The sequence below is a fragment of the Bacillus sanguinis genome, from assembly GCF_018332475.1.
GTDB lineage: Bacteria > Bacillota > Bacilli > Bacillales > Bacillaceae_G > Bacillus_A > Bacillus_A sanguinis.
Genome location: NZ_BOQB01000236.1, coordinates 1 through 19943, shown reverse-complemented (window position 1 = coordinate 19943; position 19943 = coordinate 1). Strand labels below are relative to the sequence as shown.

Annotated in this window: 19 protein-coding genes, 1 riboswitch and 2 other annotated features; of the genes, 5 read left to right on the top strand and 14 right to left on the bottom strand. The window is 33.5% G+C overall.

Annotated elements, in window-relative coordinates:
• Positions 1-126 (top strand): DUF2441 domain-containing protein (locus KI369_RS22240; RefSeq protein WP_498033621.1); only part of this gene is annotated, 126 nt, incomplete at its 5' end.
• 33 nt (positions 127-159) lie between these two features.
• Positions 160-1101 (top strand): nucleoside hydrolase, encoded by a 942-nt coding sequence (locus tag KI369_RS22235; RefSeq protein WP_212957418.1) that lies wholly within the window; start codon positions 160-162, stop codon positions 1099-1101.
• Between the two features lie 138 nt (positions 1102-1239).
• Here the strand turns inward: KI369_RS22235 and KI369_RS22230 are convergent, their stop codons facing one another.
• From KI369_RS22230 to KI369_RS22215, 4 genes are all read right to left on the bottom strand, one after another.
• Positions 1240-2127 (bottom strand): MBL fold metallo-hydrolase, encoded by an 888-nt coding sequence (locus tag KI369_RS22230; protein ID WP_212957417.1) that lies wholly within the window; start codon positions 2125-2127, stop codon positions 1240-1242.
• Positions 2128-2200: 73 nt separating this feature from the next.
• A complete protein-coding gene (locus KI369_RS22225; RefSeq protein WP_212957416.1) occupies positions 2201-2734 on the bottom strand; it encodes a DUF6843 domain-containing protein in 534 nt (177 codons plus the stop codon).
• Complete coding sequence (locus KI369_RS22220) at positions 2727-3356, bottom strand: immunity protein Imm33 domain-containing protein (protein WP_078399466.1); 630 nt, start codon at positions 3354-3356, stop codon at positions 2727-2729. The genes KI369_RS22225 and KI369_RS22220 overlap by 8 nt, the downstream gene beginning before the upstream one ends.
• 48 nt (positions 3357-3404) lie before the next feature.
• Positions 3405-4193 carry a class I SAM-dependent methyltransferase gene (locus KI369_RS22215; protein WP_212957415.1) on the bottom strand — a complete coding sequence of 263 codons (789 nt, stop codon included), beginning with the start codon at positions 4191-4193 and terminating at the stop codon, positions 3405-3407.
• 134 nt (positions 4194-4327) lie between these two features.
• On the opposite strand from KI369_RS22215, the gene KI369_RS22210 reads away from it, so the two are divergent.
• Positions 4328-5065, top strand: coding sequence for a ZIP family metal transporter (locus tag KI369_RS22210; RefSeq protein ID WP_212957414.1), 738 nt, complete (start codon positions 4328-4330; stop codon positions 5063-5065).
• Positions 5066-5115: 50 nt separating this feature from the next.
• On the opposite strand, the gene KI369_RS22205 is transcribed toward KI369_RS22210, so the two are convergent.
• From KI369_RS22205 to KI369_RS22160, 10 genes are all read right to left on the bottom strand, one after another.
• Positions 5116-6123, bottom strand: coding sequence for an ABC transporter permease subunit (locus KI369_RS22205; RefSeq protein WP_212957413.1), 1008 nt, complete (start codon positions 6121-6123; stop codon positions 5116-5118).
• A 1-nt stretch (position 6124) separates the two neighbouring features.
• Positions 6125-6985, bottom strand: a complete 861-nt coding sequence (locus KI369_RS22200) for an ABC transporter permease subunit (protein ID WP_212957419.1) — start codon at positions 6983-6985, stop codon at positions 6125-6127.
• 61 nt (positions 6986-7046) lie between these two features.
• Entirely contained in the window at positions 7047-8318 is a 1272-nt protein-coding gene (locus KI369_RS22195) for an MFS transporter (protein WP_259652772.1), read from the bottom strand.
• Positions 8319-8528: 210 nt separating this feature from the next.
• Positions 8529-9560, bottom strand: coding sequence for an alpha/beta fold hydrolase (locus KI369_RS22190; protein WP_212957411.1), 1032 nt, complete (start codon positions 9558-9560; stop codon positions 8529-8531).
• A gap of 210 nt (positions 9561-9770) precedes the next feature.
• Complete coding sequence (locus KI369_RS22185) at positions 9771-11654, bottom strand: FtsX-like permease family protein (RefSeq protein WP_212957410.1); 1884 nt, start codon at positions 11652-11654, stop codon at positions 9771-9773.
• An 11-nt stretch (positions 11655-11665) separates the two neighbouring features.
• The gene (locus tag KI369_RS22180; protein ID WP_000106412.1) at positions 11666-12433 is read right to left on the bottom strand and encodes an ABC transporter ATP-binding protein; all 768 of its coding nucleotides are present in this window, start codon (positions 12431-12433) and stop codon (positions 11666-11668) included.
• A gap of 251 nt (positions 12434-12684) precedes the next feature.
• Entirely contained in the window at positions 12685-14604 is a 1920-nt protein-coding gene (thrS, locus tag KI369_RS22175; protein WP_212957409.1) for a threonine--tRNA ligase, read from the bottom strand.
• 44 nt (positions 14605-14648) lie between these two features.
• Positions 14649-14870 (bottom strand) — a binding site (T-box leader).
• A gap of 35 nt (positions 14871-14905) precedes the next feature.
• Positions 14906-15127, bottom strand: a binding site (T-box leader).
• A 124-nt stretch (positions 15128-15251) separates the two neighbouring features.
• The gene (locus tag KI369_RS22170) at positions 15252-15959 is read right to left on the bottom strand and encodes a pseudouridine synthase (RefSeq protein WP_016087950.1); all 708 of its coding nucleotides are present in this window, start codon (positions 15957-15959) and stop codon (positions 15252-15254) included.
• 185 nt (positions 15960-16144) lie between these two features.
• Positions 16145-16765 (bottom strand): DUF4937 domain-containing protein, encoded by a 621-nt coding sequence (locus tag KI369_RS22165; protein WP_000925155.1) that lies wholly within the window; start codon positions 16763-16765, stop codon positions 16145-16147.
• 192 nt (positions 16766-16957) lie between these two features.
• Positions 16958-17320, bottom strand: a complete 363-nt coding sequence (locus KI369_RS22160) for a hypothetical protein (protein ID WP_002002735.1) — start codon at positions 17318-17320, stop codon at positions 16958-16960.
• A 132-nt stretch (positions 17321-17452) separates the two neighbouring features.
• Between KI369_RS22160 and KI369_RS22155 the strand changes: the two genes are divergently transcribed.
• Together KI369_RS22155 and KI369_RS22150 are read left to right on the top strand one after the other, a co-directional pair.
• Entirely contained in the window at positions 17453-18028 is a 576-nt protein-coding gene (locus KI369_RS22155) for a hypothetical protein (protein WP_212957408.1), read from the top strand.
• A gap of 217 nt (positions 18029-18245) precedes the next feature.
• Positions 18246-18365, top strand: a riboswitch (glycine riboswitch).
• Between the two features lie 107 nt (positions 18366-18472).
• Positions 18473-19840 carry an alanine/glycine:cation symporter family protein gene (locus KI369_RS22150; RefSeq protein WP_000451021.1) on the top strand — a complete coding sequence of 456 codons (1368 nt, stop codon included), beginning with the start codon at positions 18473-18475 and terminating at the stop codon, positions 19838-19840.
• Positions 19841-19943: the final 103 nt, after the last annotated feature.

Genomic DNA, 19943 nt, shown 5'->3' with positions numbered 1-19943 from the left:
CAAAAAATAGAACAAGCTAGAGAGTATTGGAAAAGAAATAGCAAAAACGAATTACCTGAGCTATTGATTAATGGAAAAATTGAGGTAGTAGAAATAATCAATGATTTTTCCAAAATGAAAATTTAATTTCTAGTTAAATATTAGAGAATGGAGATTACAATGATGAAAAAAGTGTACTTCAATCATGATGGTGGTGTAGATGATTTAGTTTCACTATTTTTATTACTCCAAATGGATAATGTAGAACTTACAGGTGTTTCAGTTATCCCAGCAGATTGCTATTTAGAACCAGCAATGTCTGCAAGTCGAAAAATTATTGATCGCTTCGGTAAAAATACTATTGAGGTAGCAGCTTCTAATTCTCGTGGAAAAAATCCGTTTCCAAAAGACTGGCGGATGCATGCATTTTATGTAGATGCTTTACCCATTTTAAATGAGTCTGGAAAAGTTGTAACGCACGTAGCAGCAAAGCCTGCGCATCATCATTTAATTGAGACTCTTCTACAAACTGAAGAGAAAACAACTTTATTATTTACAGGTCCTCTTACCGATTTAGCCCGTGCACTATATGAAGCACCTGTAATCGAGGGGAAAATTGAGCGCCTTGTTTGGATGGGCGGTACATTTCGTACTGCAGGCAATGTACATGAACCCGAACATGATGGAACAGCCGAGTGGAATTCGTTTTGGGACCCTGAAGCAGTAGCTCGCGTATGGGAAGCAAATATAGAAATCGACTTAGTAACTCTAGAGAGTACAAACCAAGTTCCCCTAACTATTGACATACGTGAACAGTGGGCAAAAGAGCGAAAGTATATCGGTATTGATTTCCTTGGTCAATGTTATGCAATTGTTCCCCCTCTTGTTCATTTTGCAAAGAACTCTACCTACTATTTGTGGGATGTATTAACTGCTGCGTTTGTTGGGAAAGCTGATCTAGCAAAAGTACAAACGATCAATAGTATCGTTCATACATACGGACCAAGCCAAGGGCGTACAGTGGAAACTGATGATGGACGGCCGGTAAATGTTGTTTATGATGTAAACCACGATCGATTTTTCGACTATATAACTCGGTTAGCAAAGAAAGTCTCTACTTAAAAGCTTATGTATATAAACAACCAAAAAATGGTGTAGCTTCAAATTGTACGTAGTAAAAAATAATTGAAAATTGGTTGGAACTTAATATTAAAAAGAGTATTGAATTAACTTTCAATACTCTTTTTATGCAGTTTACTATTATTTGATTAAAGTTGTGTTTTTTAGATTCACCATTTCATAACCATTGACAAAATACGTTATGGTTTCTAATTCATCTTCATTTAATTCTCTATCTAGCTCTTGTTTATATGCTGCCTTTATCTTCTCTTCATTGCCTTTATGAGCTTCTGTATAAGTTCCTACTGTTTTTAGCAAATGAATTTCTTGTAAAAATTCAGCTCGATCTATTGCTTCCCCATGAGAAAGAATATAAGTTTCAGCATCAAATTTCTCCAACTCTTCTATTAATTTAAACGTTCTTTTCGTCGTATAGTTCCACTTAGAAGAAAAAATATCTGCATATATACAGTCTCCTACAAACAATATCTTTTCTTCTTTTATATACATAACAATCGAATCATGTGCATGATCTCCGCCCACATGTTTTAACACGCAGGTCACTTCACCAAGGTCTAATTCAAGTTGATTCTCGAATGTTAAAGTTGGAGGGATAATTTTAATATTTCTCGCTTTTTCATTAAACTCTTTTTTGATACAATCCGCACAAAATTCAATTTCAATACCCTTTTTTACACGTGCATCCAACGCTTCATCTGTCCATTCATAAGAAACAAGTGTACTCATCTCTTTTTTCGTTTCAGAATGTGCAATGGACAATGCATCTTGTAGTACAGACAATCCAAAAATATGATCCCAATGCCAATGCGTTAATGCTACGAAATCAGGATGTGATACATTTTGTTCCTTTAACATTTCTAAAAACAATTGTGCATGTTCCTCTGAATTTCCTGCATCAATCATTAACGTTTTTTCTTTTCCAACAACCATTCCTAATATAGGTCTATCTGTTTCAGAAACTGGTGTCATATACCAAAATGAGTTTCCTATTTTTTTAATTTGTTGCATCATTAGTTCCTCCATTTACTACTATTCTCTTTAATTTTCACAACTTTTAAATTTTTGCTATTTAACACAATAACTATTTTACTTTATTCATATACCGTTCTTGTATACGCTGCATTAAATCTCTCATCTTCTTTTCGGCAGGATGCTCTTGATTCTCTGGTACCTCTCTGCCATTGGCTGAAAATTCTTGAGAACATGCTGTACGAGTTACTTCTAAGTTTGCAAACGGAAATTCCCACGAATTTTCGGTTCTACTTCCAGTTGAAGAAAAATGTATACAGCTCGAATCAATTTTTGTACGCTGGCCTTCTTTATTTACTGTATAATATAAATCATTTACCGTTCCATACTTCATATTTTTTGTAGATGTCACAGCACTCCCATCAGCTGCAAAAGTGACAACACTAAACTCCTCTTCCTTTGGTAACAACTCAGCACCAGGTACGTTGTACACAACAATCAGATCCCCTTCGTACTCTTCAGGAATTAAGTATATGGTATCTGTAGTTTCTTTACTAAAACTGATACATCCGCTTAATAAAAACGTTAATATGATTCCGAAACAAAATGTACTGTTCTTTAAAACAAAGTAAATTCTTCTATCCATTTAAATATGCATCCCAATCATAGTCTTCAATTTTATAGAATCTACCTTCATCGTTTCTTTCATATGCACATAAAGGGGTTTCTTCAATAAATTTCAAAATAGTATCATCTATATTCAATATGACTCCAATTGAAATAATTTGAAAGTTTTTAGGATCATTCACATAGTCATCACTCTCATAACCACTTAATATTGACCAACCAGAGTCACCTTCTTCTCTTGAATCTCCTTTAAGCATAAAGTTAAATTCTCTTTTTTCAAGTACATCATTACTAACAATTACCTTCGTATCAAAATAAAAATCCCAATCTTTTGAAGCTGGATCGTTATATTCCGTATCACATATATTTTCAATTCCAAATGAAATTTTATCACCTATTTTTAAATCTAATCGATATGGTTCATTGCTCAGTTCCCCTACAAACTTCTTCTCATTTCTTTCAGTAATTTCAACCCACATTCTTTCACCATTAAATCCATCTTCTTCCTCTTTTTTAGATACAAAAATTAGCTTTACCAAATCTCCAACCTTTAATTTCGCCAAAACTTCTAAGCTAGGAAGGTAGAATGTATACGGCGCTTCTTTATTTAATTCATAAACATTATCTAAGTACCAAGACATCTTTTTCTCTCCTTAAAGGCTTTTTACACTCATATTTTTAAAATAATACTATTTTTTCTTCCGGCAAACTACTACCATAGAATAGCAATCTTCCCCTAACTCATTTCCTTCCCAATCATTATATATATGTAATAATTCAAAACCATTCGCTACTAATAATCTTTCTAACTCCTGAGGATACGTATAGCGAAGATCAATCGTTGTTTTCAGTTCCTCTACTAGTGCATCCTCATCATAAAACTTTCTTGTTGTTATGTAATGCTGTATTTGCTGAATTGAATCGTATATCATTTCAGTATATAAATCACATTTTCTTCCCTTTTCATCACTAATAGTTGTCCAATATTCTTCTGTAGATGGCTGTATTAATTCTTCTTTTGAAGGAAAACGTGTATCGAATATGAATATACCATTTTCAGCTAATACGTGATGAATAGATGTTAATAACTGATCTTGATCTGTATTCGTAAGGAAATGCTGGAATCCGTGCCCCACCATAAATGCTAACGGAATTGTTTCATTCATGCTTAATTGTAAACAGTCTTGTTGTAACCATTTTACCTTCTTACAATCCGTGGTTTTTGTCTTTGCTTCAGCAAGCATGCCTTCATGTATATCTACACCAATCATTTGATATCCATTTTCTATAAATGGAATTGTAACCCTTCCTGTACCACAGGCAAGATCTAGAATCCATTCATTTTGTATATTTAGTTTTTGTGCCCATGATAGTAAAAACGGAAAATCTGACAGACTTTTATTTTCTATATCATATCGTTTTGGATTTTCGTATTCAGATAGACTCCATTTTGTTTGCAAACGTATTCCCCATTTCATTTTCCACTTATATTTAATATATAAATTATAACGAATTATTAGTTTTTTCTCTATAATCAAACACAATTACTTGGACTAATCTAACTTTCCTTTTCGTAAGCTAAAAATAAGTGGACGAATCGGAGTGTGATACGATGGAACGATTATGGATTCCTATGATAGTTACATTTTTTTCATTCGGTGGATTACTATTAGGTGGTGCGGTCGGCATTGCTACCCGTCAGCTAATTGAAGAAAAAATGCATCGTTTATACGCATTATGCGGCGGAATTTTACTTGGACTTTTATCACTTGAAATTATTCCTGAAACATTTGCAAGCTATGAAATAATCGGCCCTATACTCGGTATAGCTATCGGTATTTTAGTTATGAGCCTATTAGATAACTATTGTCATCATCCAATGATACGTAAAAAAGATCAACAAGCGTGGCAAACTTTCCTTTTTCTTTCTTTTGCTATATTTATTCATAATTTGCCGAGTGGCTTTGCTTTAGGTGCAACTTTTATTAATCATGCTGACTCTGCCATTCCTTTTTTAATAGCAATCGTCATTCACCATATTCCAGAAGGATTAGCTTTAATTATCCCCTTTCTCTTTACAAAGCATAAATATATTTCATTTTTATTAACAACTTTATTACTTTCCCTTATTCTCGGTACTGGTACGGTTTTTGGTATTTTGATGGAAGGAAAAGCTCTTCACCTGCAAGGACTCATTATGGGAAGTGCTATCGGTTCACTTGGCTATGTCACAATTCATGAAATGCTTTGGAAGGCAAAGAAACAGCTCTCTTTCCTTACATTTTTAATGTGGGCATCTAGTGGATTTTTCTTAATAATAGTGTTTACTCTACTAGCTGGACATCACTAAATTAAACAAAAAAAGATAGCTGAAAACAATTTGTCTTCAGCTATCTTTTTTTATTTTTGTACCTCCCTATGGAAAGAAAAATCATTCACAGTATGTTGTACTTGTATCTCTTCCTTCATTTCTTTATCCTTGTTCTTGCTCTTAGGTGTTCTTATATTCCCTAGTTTAATCGCATCTTGCATGCTATTACTAATTAGATTCCCTGACAGGATCGTCATACTATAGAAAGCGATTGGTATAAGTACTATCCATGTATGTGTAGTTAAGTGACGGAAATTTTGACCAATTAGACCTGTCCATTCCTTTGTTACACTATCTGCATCTAATCCAAATAATATCGTTCCACCAAAAAACAACTTAAGTAATCCAAGATGTAAAAGAAGTAATAGTACACTTACAAATTGTTGAGCTACTAATAAAAGAAATGATGGTAACATATGCGGCCATATATGGCGCTTCAACCTATGCCACTTACTTCCGCCGAGCACAGTAGCTGCCAACATAAATTCTTCTTTCTTAATACGCTTTACTTCTTGCGCTACATACAACATAACCGTTGGTACAGCAAGACATACAAGAACTATAATTTGGAATGCCACACGCAAATACAACGGCACAAGTTCTGCTCCACTATCAAACGTTAAAACTTCATTTAACATAAAATAAGAAATCATAACCATCGGTACAATACTAAAAGGATCAAAAAAGGATGAAATAACTGGGAAAGAACGTTTTCCATACATACCAAGAAGTAAACCAACTCCCCCTCCAACTATAACTCGTAAAATCGCTATAATTACACTCGCGCCAACTGTCCATTTTGCTCCTTCTATTATTAACTGGAAAAGGTCGCGTCCTTTCTCATCACTTCCGAACCAAAATTTACTCGACGGTGAAAACGGAGCAGCCTCTAGTTCTCCTTTTTCGTTATACATCATCGTTAGTTCGCGAATATTCCCGTCAAAAAACAACGTATTCCCAATACTAACAATCATAAGTACACTTAAAAAAGTAACACCAATCCAAAATCTTACATCTCTTTTTACAACTTCCCACATGTTACACACGCTCCTTTATAACATTTTGTAAGAACGTATGTAATAAACGAAATAGTATAAAAAGCGGTACGTATAACATAATTAAACTCACTGTAAATATTTCTAATTTCGAATTTTCTTTTACAAAAACAAACATGCCGTACGTATTAAATATCCATTCAATAATATATAGATTTGATAACATAAATAAAATATTTGTTTTTGCATAATAGATTGTTGTTAACAAAACATTTCTTGAAATATGATGTGTTAAAATATGTCTTAAACTAAGCCCTTTACTTTTAGCAAATATACTATAATCCTTCTCTAATTCTTCCCTAAAACGTAATAGTAGTAACTTAATAAATAATAACGTTGTAGGCAAAGTGAGACATATTATTGGCAACAGGCGAGCCCTTTCCTCCCCAATCCCTGCAAGTTTAACTGGCATAAACCCTGTCTTTTGAAAGATTATTACAACTAGAAGTTGAGATAATAAAATTATTAAAATATCTGGGATGCTTTCAAGTGCGAGAAAAATCCCATTCCACATTCGTTGCTTTGATTGAGATCGTTGTAATACCCACACAACGAGAAGATATGCAATAAGTAATGACAGTAAAAATGCCGAAATAAACACAAACATTGTCTCTAAATAATGAATCCATATTTGCGGAAATAATTTTCTTGAGTCTCGAAAACCGTATGTTATTTCCCCCGGTTGAAGTAACTTTCCTCCAAGAAATACAATCGTGTTCCAAAAACCGATTAAATCAATTTGCAATCCCTTAAATAAACGCGGTAGTGCACCTAGGCAGATTATACATAAAATTGCAGCTACTAGTTGTAAACCAGTAATCCCACACCACTTAACCATTCGCATCAACATAACGATTTCCCCTTACCACTCGATAGAAGATTCAGAAATAAAAAAGCTAAATATATCACATTTCTTTAGCGACAACATGTACTCGCTTTTGCCCACTAGGTAGAATAGCTTGATATAAACATGTAACAAAAAGTAATAAACCAAATAAAATGATATACAATGTATCTGCACGAATCCATTTCGGGAATAACATTGCTATCGCACCGAGAGATAAAAGCTGGAATCCTGTCGTTAATGGACTAAGTAAACTTTGAACGCGCCCCATAAATGACTCTTCTACAATTTCATACATCCAGCCCATTATTGCAACATTAATAAACGGTAAAAAGAAAGTCGCAAAAGCAATACATACATAAAAAGACCATACGTAATTTACAAAGTAACACATACCGAAAAAGATCCCTGAGCCCGCCATACCAAAAACTATAATAGGTTTTGGCGCATATTTCTTACCTATACTCGTTGCTACTATACTTCCAATTAGTAATGAAATCCCTCCAACTACACCGCCTACCATTGCTAAACTTTCATACGTAGCTGGTGCTAATTTGTATTTTAATATGTAAGTAGTAGATACGCTTAAAATACCATTTAATAAACCAAACACGATAAATCCTAAAAGTAATTTTTTTAAAGTTTCATTTTGGTATATATACCTAATCCCTTCTTTAAACTCTGTTATTAACATTTTTAAATTAACTTCTTTCCATTTTGTTCTACCATTTGGCAAACGAACTTTTTCTGGAATGGAGATCGTTTGAATCAAAATACCACTCATAATAAAAGTGAGCGTATTTACTAAAATACTCCCGTATATTCCAAAAGTCCAGTACACCATCGTTGCAATTCCTACACCAAACAAAGCATACAAACTATTCACCATTTGATTCACACCTGCTGCTGCACCGTATTGGTCGGATTCAACTACTCCCTGTATCATCGACTGTTCTGATGGAGAGAAAAATTGTATACATGCATTTTCTAAAAATAAAAATATAAAGACGAGTATAATCATCCCGTAATAAAGCGAAATTAGAATTCCGATATTACAGAGCGAACAACATATGTTACTTACCGTGCATATACGCTGTCTATCAAAACGATCCACTACTGTCCCTACTAATAGAAAAAAGATTAATGCAGGTAATGCCATCATAATTTGTGTCATCGTTGCGTAAACTGGTTGTTCTCCGTATTGATCTAGCAAATAAAACATTAAAGAAACTCCAGCAATCATAGAACCGAGTCGCTCTAAAATATTTGCTAGAAAAAAACGTACATACACTTTATTGCGAAATAACTGTAGCATTTCTTTCATACTTCGTATCCTTTCTCTCGACAAAATAGTCTTGTTTTAGTCATTTCTTGGAAGTTACATTATATTTTTCGACCATTATCCAATCTTTTCCTTCTGCATAGAGAACATTATAAAAAAGACACTTGTTTTTTATACAAGTGTCTTTTTTATTTAACTTCGCTTTTTGTAATGATATATCTCGCAACTTTTTTAATTCTCTATAGTTTGGATACACTTTATTTATTTTACAAATGTATCGGACATCCACTCATAAAACTTTTCCTTCTCTTCAAATTGCGGATAATGCGCGGATTTTTCAAAAGTAATAAATTCTTTTTTCCCTGCTTCAATCGTATTAAAATATGTTTTTGCCGCCTGTAATGAAGTGTTATAATCATATTTCCCCATAAGAAAATAAAACGGTATCTTCATTTTAGTCACCTTATTAGGCAATGGATTCTTTAAATCCTTTTCTAATAAGACCGTTTGAGAATGTGTTAATCCAACGTTATAACGAATTACGTCTAACAAGTTATATTCATTACTGAGTAACATTCCGATGTTATCACCATCTGGATTTTCAATGCCTCTTGATGTTCCACCATATTTCGCAACATAATTTCTTGGAGTGTATGTATCACCATTTTTAATTTTTTCAGTCAACCCATTTAAATAGGAAAGCTCATCTGTATTCCGGGCATTTTGTGCCCGTTCAATCACATAATTTAAACTATCCATTTCACTTTCTGCTGTATCACTCATTTGCCCAATGCCAACATAAGCTTCATATTTTTCAGGAGCTTTATTGGCAGCTTGCATTCCAATATATGTACCGTAAGAATGACCAACCAATATTACTTTTTCTTTACCTAGACGTTTTGAAATATAATCTGTCATGGCTAATACATCTTCTACTAGAAGATCTGATGTAAGATTCGAATAGTCTTCAAAGAAATGATACGACTTCCCGCTCGCTCTTTGATCGTAATTAACAACTATGAATTTCTCTTCCAATAAGTTTTGGTATTTTTGCGCATATGGTATTTCTGAAGTACCTGGTCCACCATGTACAAAAAGAATTACCGGATTGTTCTTATCTTTGCCGCGTATCATAATTTCATGACCACTTCCATTTATCTCTACTTGCTCTAATGTACTTATACTGTTTTTTCCTTTTATTTGCGAGGTCCATGTAGGAAATATTAGTGCTACGATTAATGTTAGTATAGTTATGACTCCAATAAATGTTATTAATTTTTTTATCTTCTCCATAGGATGTATCCTTTCTTATAAATTTGTAAAAATAACAATTTAATTCTATAAAACTACATTATTAATATCCCATACACTTCTTAACATTCCGCTATATAAACTCTTAATATTTTCTTAATTTTCAATACATTAATCGTAGAAAAACTTGATCACAGGTATTACAAATATAGAAAAAAGCCCTTGTTTTCAAACAAGGACTCTTTTCTTAAACTATTTCGCTACCTCTTCTTTCGGCATTACCATACCTTTATACAGTTGAACAGTTATCCAGTAATAAATGAAATAAATGACTAAGAAGATCCCTATCGGCACCCACACTTTTACAAATGGGTCAACTAATATAAAGCTGAATAAGTTAAGCCCTACTAACACGTGTGAAATTCCAATAATCGCTGGGAAAATAAATAAATATGAAATTTCTTTATATATACTTTTTGTTAACATACTACGTCTCACACCAATTTTCCGTAACATTTCATAACGGCGTACGTCACGAGAAGCACCTGTTAATATTTTGAACATAAGAGAACTTGCCATCATTGCTAAAAACGCAATTCCGAGGAAAAATCCCATAAACATTGTTCCGCTCATGAAACTGTTCATAAACTGATAAATTGTCATTTTTGTATATAGTTCTACTTTTGTACCTGTTGTTGTTTCAATTAATTCTTTTTGCCTCTTATCTATATCGAGCAACAACGGTTTATATTTTTTCATATCATCTACTTTTGCTAATGTTACACTATGTTCTGTTCCTTGAACTGCTTTGTAGTGTTCTTCATTAGCAATTCTTACAGGTTTTCCGTTAAATTGATTATGTGTAATTTGTATTTCTCTTACAACTGCATCTTCCCAATCTTTTGGCATACGAGGAAGCTTATTCGCTGCTTCGGGAGCTTCCAAAGCAGAATAGACAGGTTCAGTTAAAGGTTCAGCAACACGTTTACGAGCAGGCTCTTTTAAAGTTTTTGTATCAAAGTGATCGGAAACGAGTGGTGGTTTCGCAGTTAAGTCGTTACGTAAATAATAAACCGCTTCTCCATCTACTTTATACTTATATTTGCTTTCTTCCACAATTTCCATTTCTTTCAAGGCCGCTGTATCTTGATCATTTGGATCATGAATTACGACATCATATACACGAGAAAAGTCCGTCATAATACCTACATTTTTTTGGAACGCCATACCCGCCGTCATCGCACCTGCACCTAATGCAATTAACATCGCTACAGTACCTAATACTCTCGATAAACTATTTACTCGAAATCGTAGCTGTGCATATGTAAAACTATTTAAACCCGTTTCATTTCTTTTTTTATTTCCTTTAATTTTCATCACAAAAAATGGAAGCAATGAACTAAAGATAAAATATGTTCCAAGCGTTGTGACGATTGTAGCTATTATAAAGCCTAATTCAGCATATATTTTTACATTGATCATAAAGTAGTATCCTATACCTACTAGCAATATACCAAGTACTGTCATTATAATAATGCGAGTTTTACTTTTCTTTACTTCATCTAGTGTTTCATCTTCACGAATTAATTCCAATTCTGTTTTACGTAATAAACGGATACTATTCATTAAACCAGTAATAAAAAATAGTATTAAGAAGAAAATAGCTGTAACTAAGATTGCTGGTGTATATATAGATGAATAACTACCTTTTGCAGAGATCTCCATACCATTCATTAAAAAGTTTCCTGCTACACTTGCAAGCAACATCCCTACTAAAATACCGATAATAATGCTGACAATACCCATACCGAATGTTTCAATAAATAATAACTGTGCTACTTTTTTCTTTTTCGCGCCAAGCATCATATACATACCGAGTTCTTTTCTTCTTAATGTAAGTAAGAACGAGTTGGCATATATAATATAAAATACAGTAATGAATGATAATAGTATTGCCCCTACCCAAAATACGAGTCTAATACTACTAATAAGACTATTATCCTTCGTAAATTCACTATTCATCGCCATCGTTTGGAACATGTAGAAAATACTAATACTAATAACGAGACCAATAAGTAAAACCATATAATCTTTTAACATCTTTTTCATACTATGACGTGATAATTTGAATAACATAGTTTCGCCCCCTACTTAGACTCAGCAGCTGAGCCCATATGAGCGAGCACACCTAAAATGTCTTGATAGAAATTTTCTCGTGTTCCTTGACGCTTTAGCTCTTTATATAGAAGGCCGTCTTGAATAAATAAAATACGTTCACAATAACTCGCACTAAATGCATCGTGTGTAACCATTAAAATACTTACATTGTGATTTTCATGTAAGTCTTGCATCGCTTCTAACAAGCTTTTTGCATTTTTACTATCAAGCGCACCAGTCGGTTCATCTGCTAATACGATTGCTGGATTATGTACTAAAGCTCGTGCTGCCGCTGTTCTTTGCTTTTGTCCACCAGAAACAGCAGTTGGATATTTCGTTAAAATTTCAGTAATCCCTAACTTCTTCGCAACCTCATTCACCTTTCCAGTAATCTCACTTGAAGGTACGCCTTGCAAGGAAAGTGGTAAAGCAATATTTTCATAAATTGATAAGTTTTCAAGTAAGTTAAAATCTTGAAAAATAAATCCTAATTTTTGAGATCGAAAATCAGATAATGCATTCCCCTTCATAGAAGTAATATTTGTACCAGCTATTGTCACACTGCCACCTGTCGCTTGATCCAGTGTACTAATCACATTAAGTAGTGTCGTTTTGCCAGATCCAGAAGGCCCCATAATCCCGACGAATTCTCCTTCCTTAATACTTAATGACACACCCCTTAATGCTTTTGATTGATTCTCATTTCTTTTCCCATACGTTTTTTCTACACGTTCTACAGTAACTACATTTGTTGACATCTCTTTCACTCCATCCCTTTTGTATAAAATTAATTTCTCACATATTTCTTATCTTTTTCTCATGTAAACCCTTAATATTTTTTGATTTTTCAATCAGAAAGGATTACACAGATAACGTGAACCTTTTTCCTATTTCATATTCTCATTTTTCTACAACTCGTTCCTTCGATTTCGCTTACATTTACCTTACATTTTTGTAAGGTAAAAAAGAAAACACATCATCTTGAATTGGTGTGTTTTCTTTTTAAACTCTATTTTCGATTATTTATTTCCTCTCTCATACTTTCCACAAACATATCTAATTCCATTACATCTGATTTTTCTTCCCCATATTTACGTACATTTACAGCCCCATTCTCCATTTCTTTATCACCAATAACAAGAATATAAGGAACTTTTTGCATTTGTGCCTCTCTTATTTTATATCCTAACTTTTCATCTCGTACATCTCGCTCCACACGAACTCCAACTTGTTCTAATTTATCTGCAACCTCATCTGCATATTGTACATGGACTGCATTCGAAACTGGAATGACCTTCACTTGAACTGGTGCCACCCATGCCGGGAACGCACCTCTAAAGTGCTCAATTAATATTGCTAAGAAACGATCTAAAGATCCTAATACTGCCCTGTGAATGACAACTGGTCTTTTCTTTTCATTCTTCTCATCTATATATTTTAAATCAAACTTTTCTGGCATTTGGAAATCTAGCTGGATTGTTCCGCACTGATGACTTCTATTTAAAGCATCTTTTATATGAAAATCGATTTTCGGTCCGTAAAATGCACCGTCACCTTCATTTAGTCTATATTTACAATTTAATGAATGTAATACATTTGCTAACGCCGCTTCTGCTTGTTCCCACAACTTATCATCACCCATTGAATCTTCTGGACGAGTAGAAAGTTCTACTTCATATTCGAATCCAAAAGTTTTATATACATAATCGATTTGCGCCATTACAGATTTGATTTCATCTTCAATTTGTTCTGGAGTTACAAATAAATGGGCATCATCTTGGCAGAAAGTACGTACTCTTAATAATCCGTTTAACGCCCCACTAAATTCATGGCGATGTACTTGACCAAACTCACACATACGAATTGGTAATTCGCGATAAGAATGCAATTTATTTTTGAACATTAGCATATGACCTGGGCAGTTCATCGGTTTTAATGCAAAACTCTTATTATCTACTTCTGAGAAATACATGTTGTCCTTGTAATGTCCCCAGTGTCCTGATTTCTCCCATAATTCTTGGTTCATCATAAATGGAGTACGTACTTCTTGGTACTTATACTCTTTTTGAATTTCTCTTAAAAATGCTTCTAATTCATTTCGAATAATCTGTCCTTTTGGTAAATAAAATGGCATTCCCGGAGCCTCTTCAGAAAACATAAATAACTCCAATTCACTACCTAACTTACGATGATTTCTTTTTGCTGCTTCCTCAACAAAATGTAAATACTCTTCTAATGCTTTTTGAGAAGAGAATGCAACACCATATATACGTTGAAGCACTTGATTGTTACTATCACCTCGCCAATATGCACCAGAAACGTTAGTTAATTGAAATGCTTTCAAATAACCTGTAGATGGTAAATGTGGTCCTCTACATAAATCTACAAATTCACCTTGTTTATAAAGTGTTACACTTTCCTCATTAGGAATTGCTTCTAAAAGTTCTAATTTCAAACCATCGTTCATTTCTTGAAACAATTTTTCTGCTTCTTCTCGAGAAACCTCAACTCGCTCTATATTTATATTTTCACTTATGATCTTTTTCATTTCTTTTTCGATTTTCGGTAAATCTTCAATATTTACACTACTCGGCAGATCCATATCATAATAAAATCCATTTTCAATAACAGGTCCTACTCCAAGATTTATATCACCATACAATCTTTTTACAGCTTGCGCTAAAATATGTGCCGCGGAATGTCTTGCAATTTCTACACCTTCATTTGAATCTATAATAACGATTTCTACTTCCGCATTTTCTTCAATATTTCGGCGTAAATCATATAACTGATCATTAACTTTCCCTGCGACTGCTTTCTTTTTTAAACTACTGCTAATAGATCCAGCAATTTCTTCTAAAGTAATTCCTTTTACAAATTCTTTAACACTACCATCCGGAAATTTAATTTCAATCATCTGTTCTTTCATTTTTCATCTCTCCATTTCATAATAAAAAGCACACTCATCCCTAAAATAGGGACGAGCGTGCTTTTACCCGTGGTTCCACCCAGATTCCCATTACAAATTGCAATGGCTTCTTTTACGGTAACGTCGTTTACACGGCACTAGATACTTAATTTCCCCAGTGCAGCTCTAAGGTGGTAAGCTATTTTTCTGCGTTAGGAAGTTCTCAGCTTTCCTTCCTTCTCTGTATAACCGGGTAAAATAACTCGTGTCCTTTTCTTCGCTTATTATGAAATTGAATGCAAAAAAGCATATTCATCCCTAAAATAGGGACGAATATGCTTATATCCGTGGTTCCACCCAGATTCCCATCACAAAATGTAATGGCCTCTTTTACGGTAACGTCGTTTACACGGCACTAGATACTTAATTTCCCTAGTGCAGCTCTAAGGTGGTAAGTTATTTTTCTGCGTTAGGAAGTTCTCAGCTTTCCTTCCTTCTCTGTATAACCGAATAAAATAACTCGTGTCCTTTTCTTTGCTTTTATAAAACATCCATTTATTGTTATTTAATATATCTTATTCATTTTATTTTTGCAAGTGTTTAAAAAAGTTTTTTTATTTAATAAAAAAAGAAACCAAAAATAGATTTTTGGTTTCCCCTTCTCAATTTTACCAATCTTGTGGTTCATAATTTAAGTCTGAAAATAGACGTCTTTTCTCTTTCTTCGATAAATCTCTCCACTGTCCAACAGGTAAATTATTCAATTCGATATTCATAATTCTCGTACGTTTTAACGTGTATACTTGATAACCTAAAGCTTCACACATACGACGAATTTGGCGATTTAGCCCTTGTGTTAAAATAATTTTGAACTCATATTTTGATAACTGTGTGATTTCACAAGGAAGTGTTTTCGTTCCTAAAATCTTCACACCAGCTGCCATTTTTTCTAAGAAATCAGGTGTAATTGGCTTATCTACTGAAACGATATATTCTTTCTCATGTTTGTTTTCAGCACGTAAAATTTCATTTACGATATCACCATCATTCGTTAACAAAATTAAACCGTCTGAGTCTTTATCAAGACGTCCAATGTGACTAATTCGTAAAGGATGATTCACCAAATCGATAATGTTACCTTTTACAGCTTTTTCACTTGTACATGTAATACCTACTGGTTTATTTAAAGCGATATATACGTGATCTCGAGCAATACGAAGTTGCTCTCCATTTACTCGCACATCATCACCTGGATTTACTTGATCTCCAATTTTTGCAACCTTACCGTTAATAATTACTCTTCTCTCATTAATTAATTTATCTGCTCCACGTCGAGACGCTTTTCCAGCTTCACTAATAAATTTATTGATACGCAAATTAGGCACATCCTTTTCTAAAAAAATTTCAAGCTCACACTGCTTCTACCGTACAATACAAAAGGGTAAGCCTCCTATTATAACTTAAATATATTAACATGAAAGGGCATATAACGTCTTCTATTAATTACTTATTTATAAGAAAATATCTTTATTATACATTCATTTATGCACTTTTTCCGCGCTTAATATACAAGCCATTCTTCCTTACATACAGCTTGTTTTCCTCTTATATCCTCTATATCTTCATGAATATTAGCTAGTTTATACAACTCAGGGAAAATTTCTTCTACATAATGTTGATGCGCTTTTTCATCTTTCCAATAAGTTAACACGATGTAACGGTTTTCATTTTTTAAAGACTTCCCAACTACTCCACCTAGCATCCCTTTTATATTTTCCATTCCTTTATTCCAAATTGTTTCTTGTTTATGTAAAAATTGCTTTTCTTTTTCGTCCTTTACATCACATACAGCCACCCTTACGAAGGATCCTTCTGTAACAACGTCTTTCAAAGGCACTTCTGCTATATCATACAATGTTTGAAATAATTCAATTTCACATGAAAGAAACGTATCCTCTTGATTACTATTTAAATAAATTGTATCGTGAGCACCATTCATAAATGATTGATATGCACTTCGATCTTCCCATAAAGTAAATACACATGCCTCACCTTTATGCCATCCACCAAATTGTCCATGGAATCCATCTAGATGCTGTATATCACGCCATTTTTCTTGTGCCATTGAAAATAGCTCTTTTTTCTCTTCTTCTACTTTACAATAGATTGTTTTTAGTAACATTTTTAATTTCCCCTTTAGCATATAATTTATCTTCTTCTCACAATAATTAGTTCGCATAATATTTTTATAATCACCCTAATACTCTTTATAGACATATAGAACTAATCATATTTATCACTACATCTATCAAATTTAATTTCAAATAATTCAGAATGCAAAAAAGATGTAACTCTTAATGAATTACATCTTTAGCTAATCTCCATTATTCATCTTTTTCTCAAATAAATAATACGTAATTTCTCCCGGATAATGTAATACAGTTACCTTCCGCTCCCCTTTTTTAAAACTAACAGTATGCCCGTTTTCCCCTAAGTTCTCCCATCCACTTACCTTTATAATAGGCATTACACTTATATATTTATAATCCTCTTCCTTATCATCGTTAATATGGATTGCTGACATTGGTACTGGAAAATCTTCAATTTTAGATTCTTTGTCTAAATATATGAGTGCAATTAAGCTAATTAACAGCATAGCCATTGAACTATTTAAAACTAGTTTTTTTCTATTTATTTTCACTAAAATTCCTCTTTTCTCACATATTTCTTTTATCATTTTACTAACTTTAATTATTCGTGTATAGAAAAGAAATAATTTAAATCATTTCTAACCTATTTTCTCTACATGAAACAACATTATTGTTATATATTATAATTATAAGTTTTTAAATTTTGGAGGCGTTACATTTTGCAGAAATTACTTTTTACTAAATGGACAGTTGTTATTTCTATTTTCATCATTTTCGGTACAATTTTCTACGTTACTAATGGTAAAAATAACAACGAAAAAGCAACTGTAGAAACAGCGGATACAACAACTTTCAAAACTAAATTGCAACCTAAAATTAATGAATTGACTACTAATTATAATGACATCATCGAAAAAGATTGGTTGCCTGCTTGGGAAGAAATTAACACGAACGGTGATTCAGTAGACAGAGATAAACTATTAGTTACAATGAATGCTGTTTCCAAACAATATGAAAACATTATGAATGAAATAGACACATTGAAAATTAAAGAAAATATATCGGACGTACAAATACAAGAGCAACTAGTTTATTTCACAACTGAATTTAAGGCTGCTTCTAAATTTATGAAAAACGCGGCAGATTTAATTATAGACGGGGCCACTAACTCTACTCTAAACAGTGCAACAATTGAAAATACTAAACATGCTTTAGGGCTTGCAGATCAACATATTGTCATCGCTTTATCTACTTTAACTGAAGTTGAAGAGAAATTAGGACTTTCGAAAAAATAGAATTCTTTACTATTTTAAAATAAAAAATGATTGCATTTCACTAATTGTATATCTATAATGTTTTTATTGATTCTATACACATTCAATTCGTATAGGTTATTAATTTTATAATTCGGATGAACCATTCAGGAGAAGGTCTATTGATCTACCGACGGGGCAAAAAGTTGTTAACCGACTTTGAAACTCTCAGGTCTTGTTTACAAGTAGAACTGCATGGGGACGAATCTCTGGAGAGACTCCCTCTCGCTTTAAATAGCGTAGAGGAAAACGAGCACCGAAGGAGCAAATCCGCTACTATAGCGGATAATCTCTCAGGTAAAAGGACAGAGACAAGCGAAAGAAAATGCCGATTTGTATCGGTTTATTTTTCTATCCCTTGTTTCTCCAGAGACCATTTCATTTACTTGAAGTGGTTTTTATTTTTTCTAAAAAAGGAGAATAAAGATGGAGACAGTAAGTAAAGTATTAGAACAAATCAATCACTATGTGTGGGGATTACCAACGTTATTGTTACTCGTTGGTACTGGTATTATTCTCACAGTGCGTTTAAAAGGTTTACAGTTTAGTAAACTATTATACGCTCACAAACTAGCTTTTAAAAAATCAGAAGATACATCTTCCTCTGGAGATATTAGCCACTTCCAAGCACTTATGACAGCTATGGCGGCAACGATTGGTATGGGAAATATAGCTGGTGTTGCAACTGCTGTGACGATCGGTGGACCTGGTGCAATCTTTTGGATGTGGATTACTGCTTTGTTTGGTATGGCAACAAAATATGCCGAAGCAATTCTTGCAGTGAAATACCGTGTCAGTAATGAAAATGGTGAATATTCAGGTGGACCAATGTACTATTTAGAACGTGGTTTAGGTAAGAAATGGCTTGCAGTTTTATTCGCTATATTCGGTACAACTGCTTCTTTCGGTATCGGTAATATGGTGCAGTCTAATTCAGTTGCAGAGGCAATGCGAATTAATTTCTCTTTCCCCCCTGCTTTAACTGGTATAGTAATGTCATTTTTAATCGCTATCGTTATTTTAGGCGGTGTAAAAAAAATCGGGAAAGTGACAGGGTATGTCGTTCCTATTAAAGCTTTCTTTTATATCATTGCTGGTCTTATTATTATTTTCTATCACTACGATCAAATTCCAGAAGCATTTTCACTTATTTTTTCTGGTGCATTTAACGGTACTGCAGCGGCTGGTGGTTTTATCGGTTCAACAGTTGCATCTGCTATTCAAATCGGAATGGCGCGCGGCGTATTTGCGAACGAAGCTGGTTTAGGGAGTGCACCTATTGCCGCGGCGGCTGCAAAAACTGATTCACCTGCAAAGCAAGCTTTAGTTTCAATGACTGGTACTTTTCTAGATACTTTTATTGTATGTACAATTACAGGACTTGTATTAATTACTACAGGCGCATGGAAATCTGGTAAAACTGGCGTTGAAGCTACAACACTTGCGTTCCAATCTGTATTCGGTACTGCAGGTAGTATGATTCTCGGTATCGCAATTATTTTATTCGCCTACTCTACTATTTTAGGGTGGTCGTATTATGGAGAAAAGTGTGTAGCTTATTTATTTGGAGAAGGTGCTGTTCGTTATTATAAAGCAATCTTTATAGTAATGATTGCTATTGGTGCGAATTTAAAACTAGGTATCGTATGGACATTTGCGGATATTGCAAATGGACTTATGGCGATTCCAAACTTAATTGGTCTTATTGGGTTAAGTGGTATTGTTGTTGCTGAAACGAATCGCTTTTTACAAGCAGAGAAATTGAAAGAAAATAATAAAAAACAGGCAAGTTAATCTAAAAAAAGGAATGACTCATACATAATGAGCATTCCTTTTTTTCGTTTTCTTACTCAGTAAATACCATTAAAAATATATTTATATCAATCTTTCCCTTTTT

What these genes read in the sequence shown, in the direction of transcription:
- KI369_RS22150 (WP_000451021.1), top strand. Translation starts at nt 18,473, where the DNA reads ATGGAGACAGTAAGTAAAGTATTAGAACAAATCAATCACTATGTGTGG.
- KI369_RS22220 (WP_078399466.1), bottom strand. Translation starts at nt 3,356, where the DNA reads ATGTCTTGGTACTTAGATAATGTTTATGAATTAAATAAAGAAGCGCCG.
- KI369_RS22205 (WP_212957413.1), bottom strand. Translation starts at nt 6,123, where the DNA reads ATGTGGGAAGTTGTAAAAAGAGATGTAAGATTTTGGATTGGTGTTACT.
- KI369_RS22200 (WP_212957419.1), bottom strand. Translation starts at nt 6,985, where the DNA reads ATGCGAATGGTTAAGTGGTGTGGGATTACTGGTTTACAACTAGTAGCT.
- thrS (WP_212957409.1), bottom strand. Translation starts at nt 14,604, where the DNA reads ATGAAAGAACAGATGATTGAAATTAAATTTCCGGATGGTAGTGTTAAA.
- KI369_RS22230 (WP_212957417.1), bottom strand. Translation starts at nt 2,127, where the DNA reads ATGCAACAAATTAAAAAAATAGGAAACTCATTTTGGTATATGACACCA.
- KI369_RS22215 (WP_212957415.1), bottom strand. Translation starts at nt 4,193, where the DNA reads ATGAAATGGGGAATACGTTTGCAAACAAAATGGAGTCTATCTGAATAC.
- KI369_RS22235 (WP_212957418.1), top strand. Translation starts at nt 160, where the DNA reads ATGATGAAAAAAGTGTACTTCAATCATGATGGTGGTGTAGATGATTTA.
- KI369_RS22160 (WP_002002735.1), bottom strand. Translation starts at nt 17,320, where the DNA reads ATGATAAAAGAAATATGTGAGAAAAGAGGAATTTTAGTGAAAATAAAT.
- KI369_RS22225 (WP_212957416.1), bottom strand. Translation starts at nt 2,734, where the DNA reads ATGGATAGAAGAATTTACTTTGTTTTAAAGAACAGTACATTTTGTTTC.
- KI369_RS22190 (WP_212957411.1), bottom strand. Translation starts at nt 9,560, where the DNA reads ATGGAGAAGATAAAAAAATTAATAACATTTATTGGAGTCATAACTATA.
- KI369_RS22180 (WP_000106412.1), bottom strand. Translation starts at nt 12,433, where the DNA reads ATGTCAACAAATGTAGTTACTGTAGAACGTGTAGAAAAAACGTATGGG.
- KI369_RS22185 (WP_212957410.1), bottom strand. Translation starts at nt 11,654, where the DNA reads ATGTTATTCAAATTATCACGTCATAGTATGAAAAAGATGTTAAAAGAT.
- KI369_RS22165 (WP_000925155.1), bottom strand. Translation starts at nt 16,765, where the DNA reads ATGTTACTAAAAACAATCTATTGTAAAGTAGAAGAAGAGAAAAAAGAG.
- KI369_RS22210 (WP_212957414.1), top strand. Translation starts at nt 4,328, where the DNA reads ATGGAACGATTATGGATTCCTATGATAGTTACATTTTTTTCATTCGGT.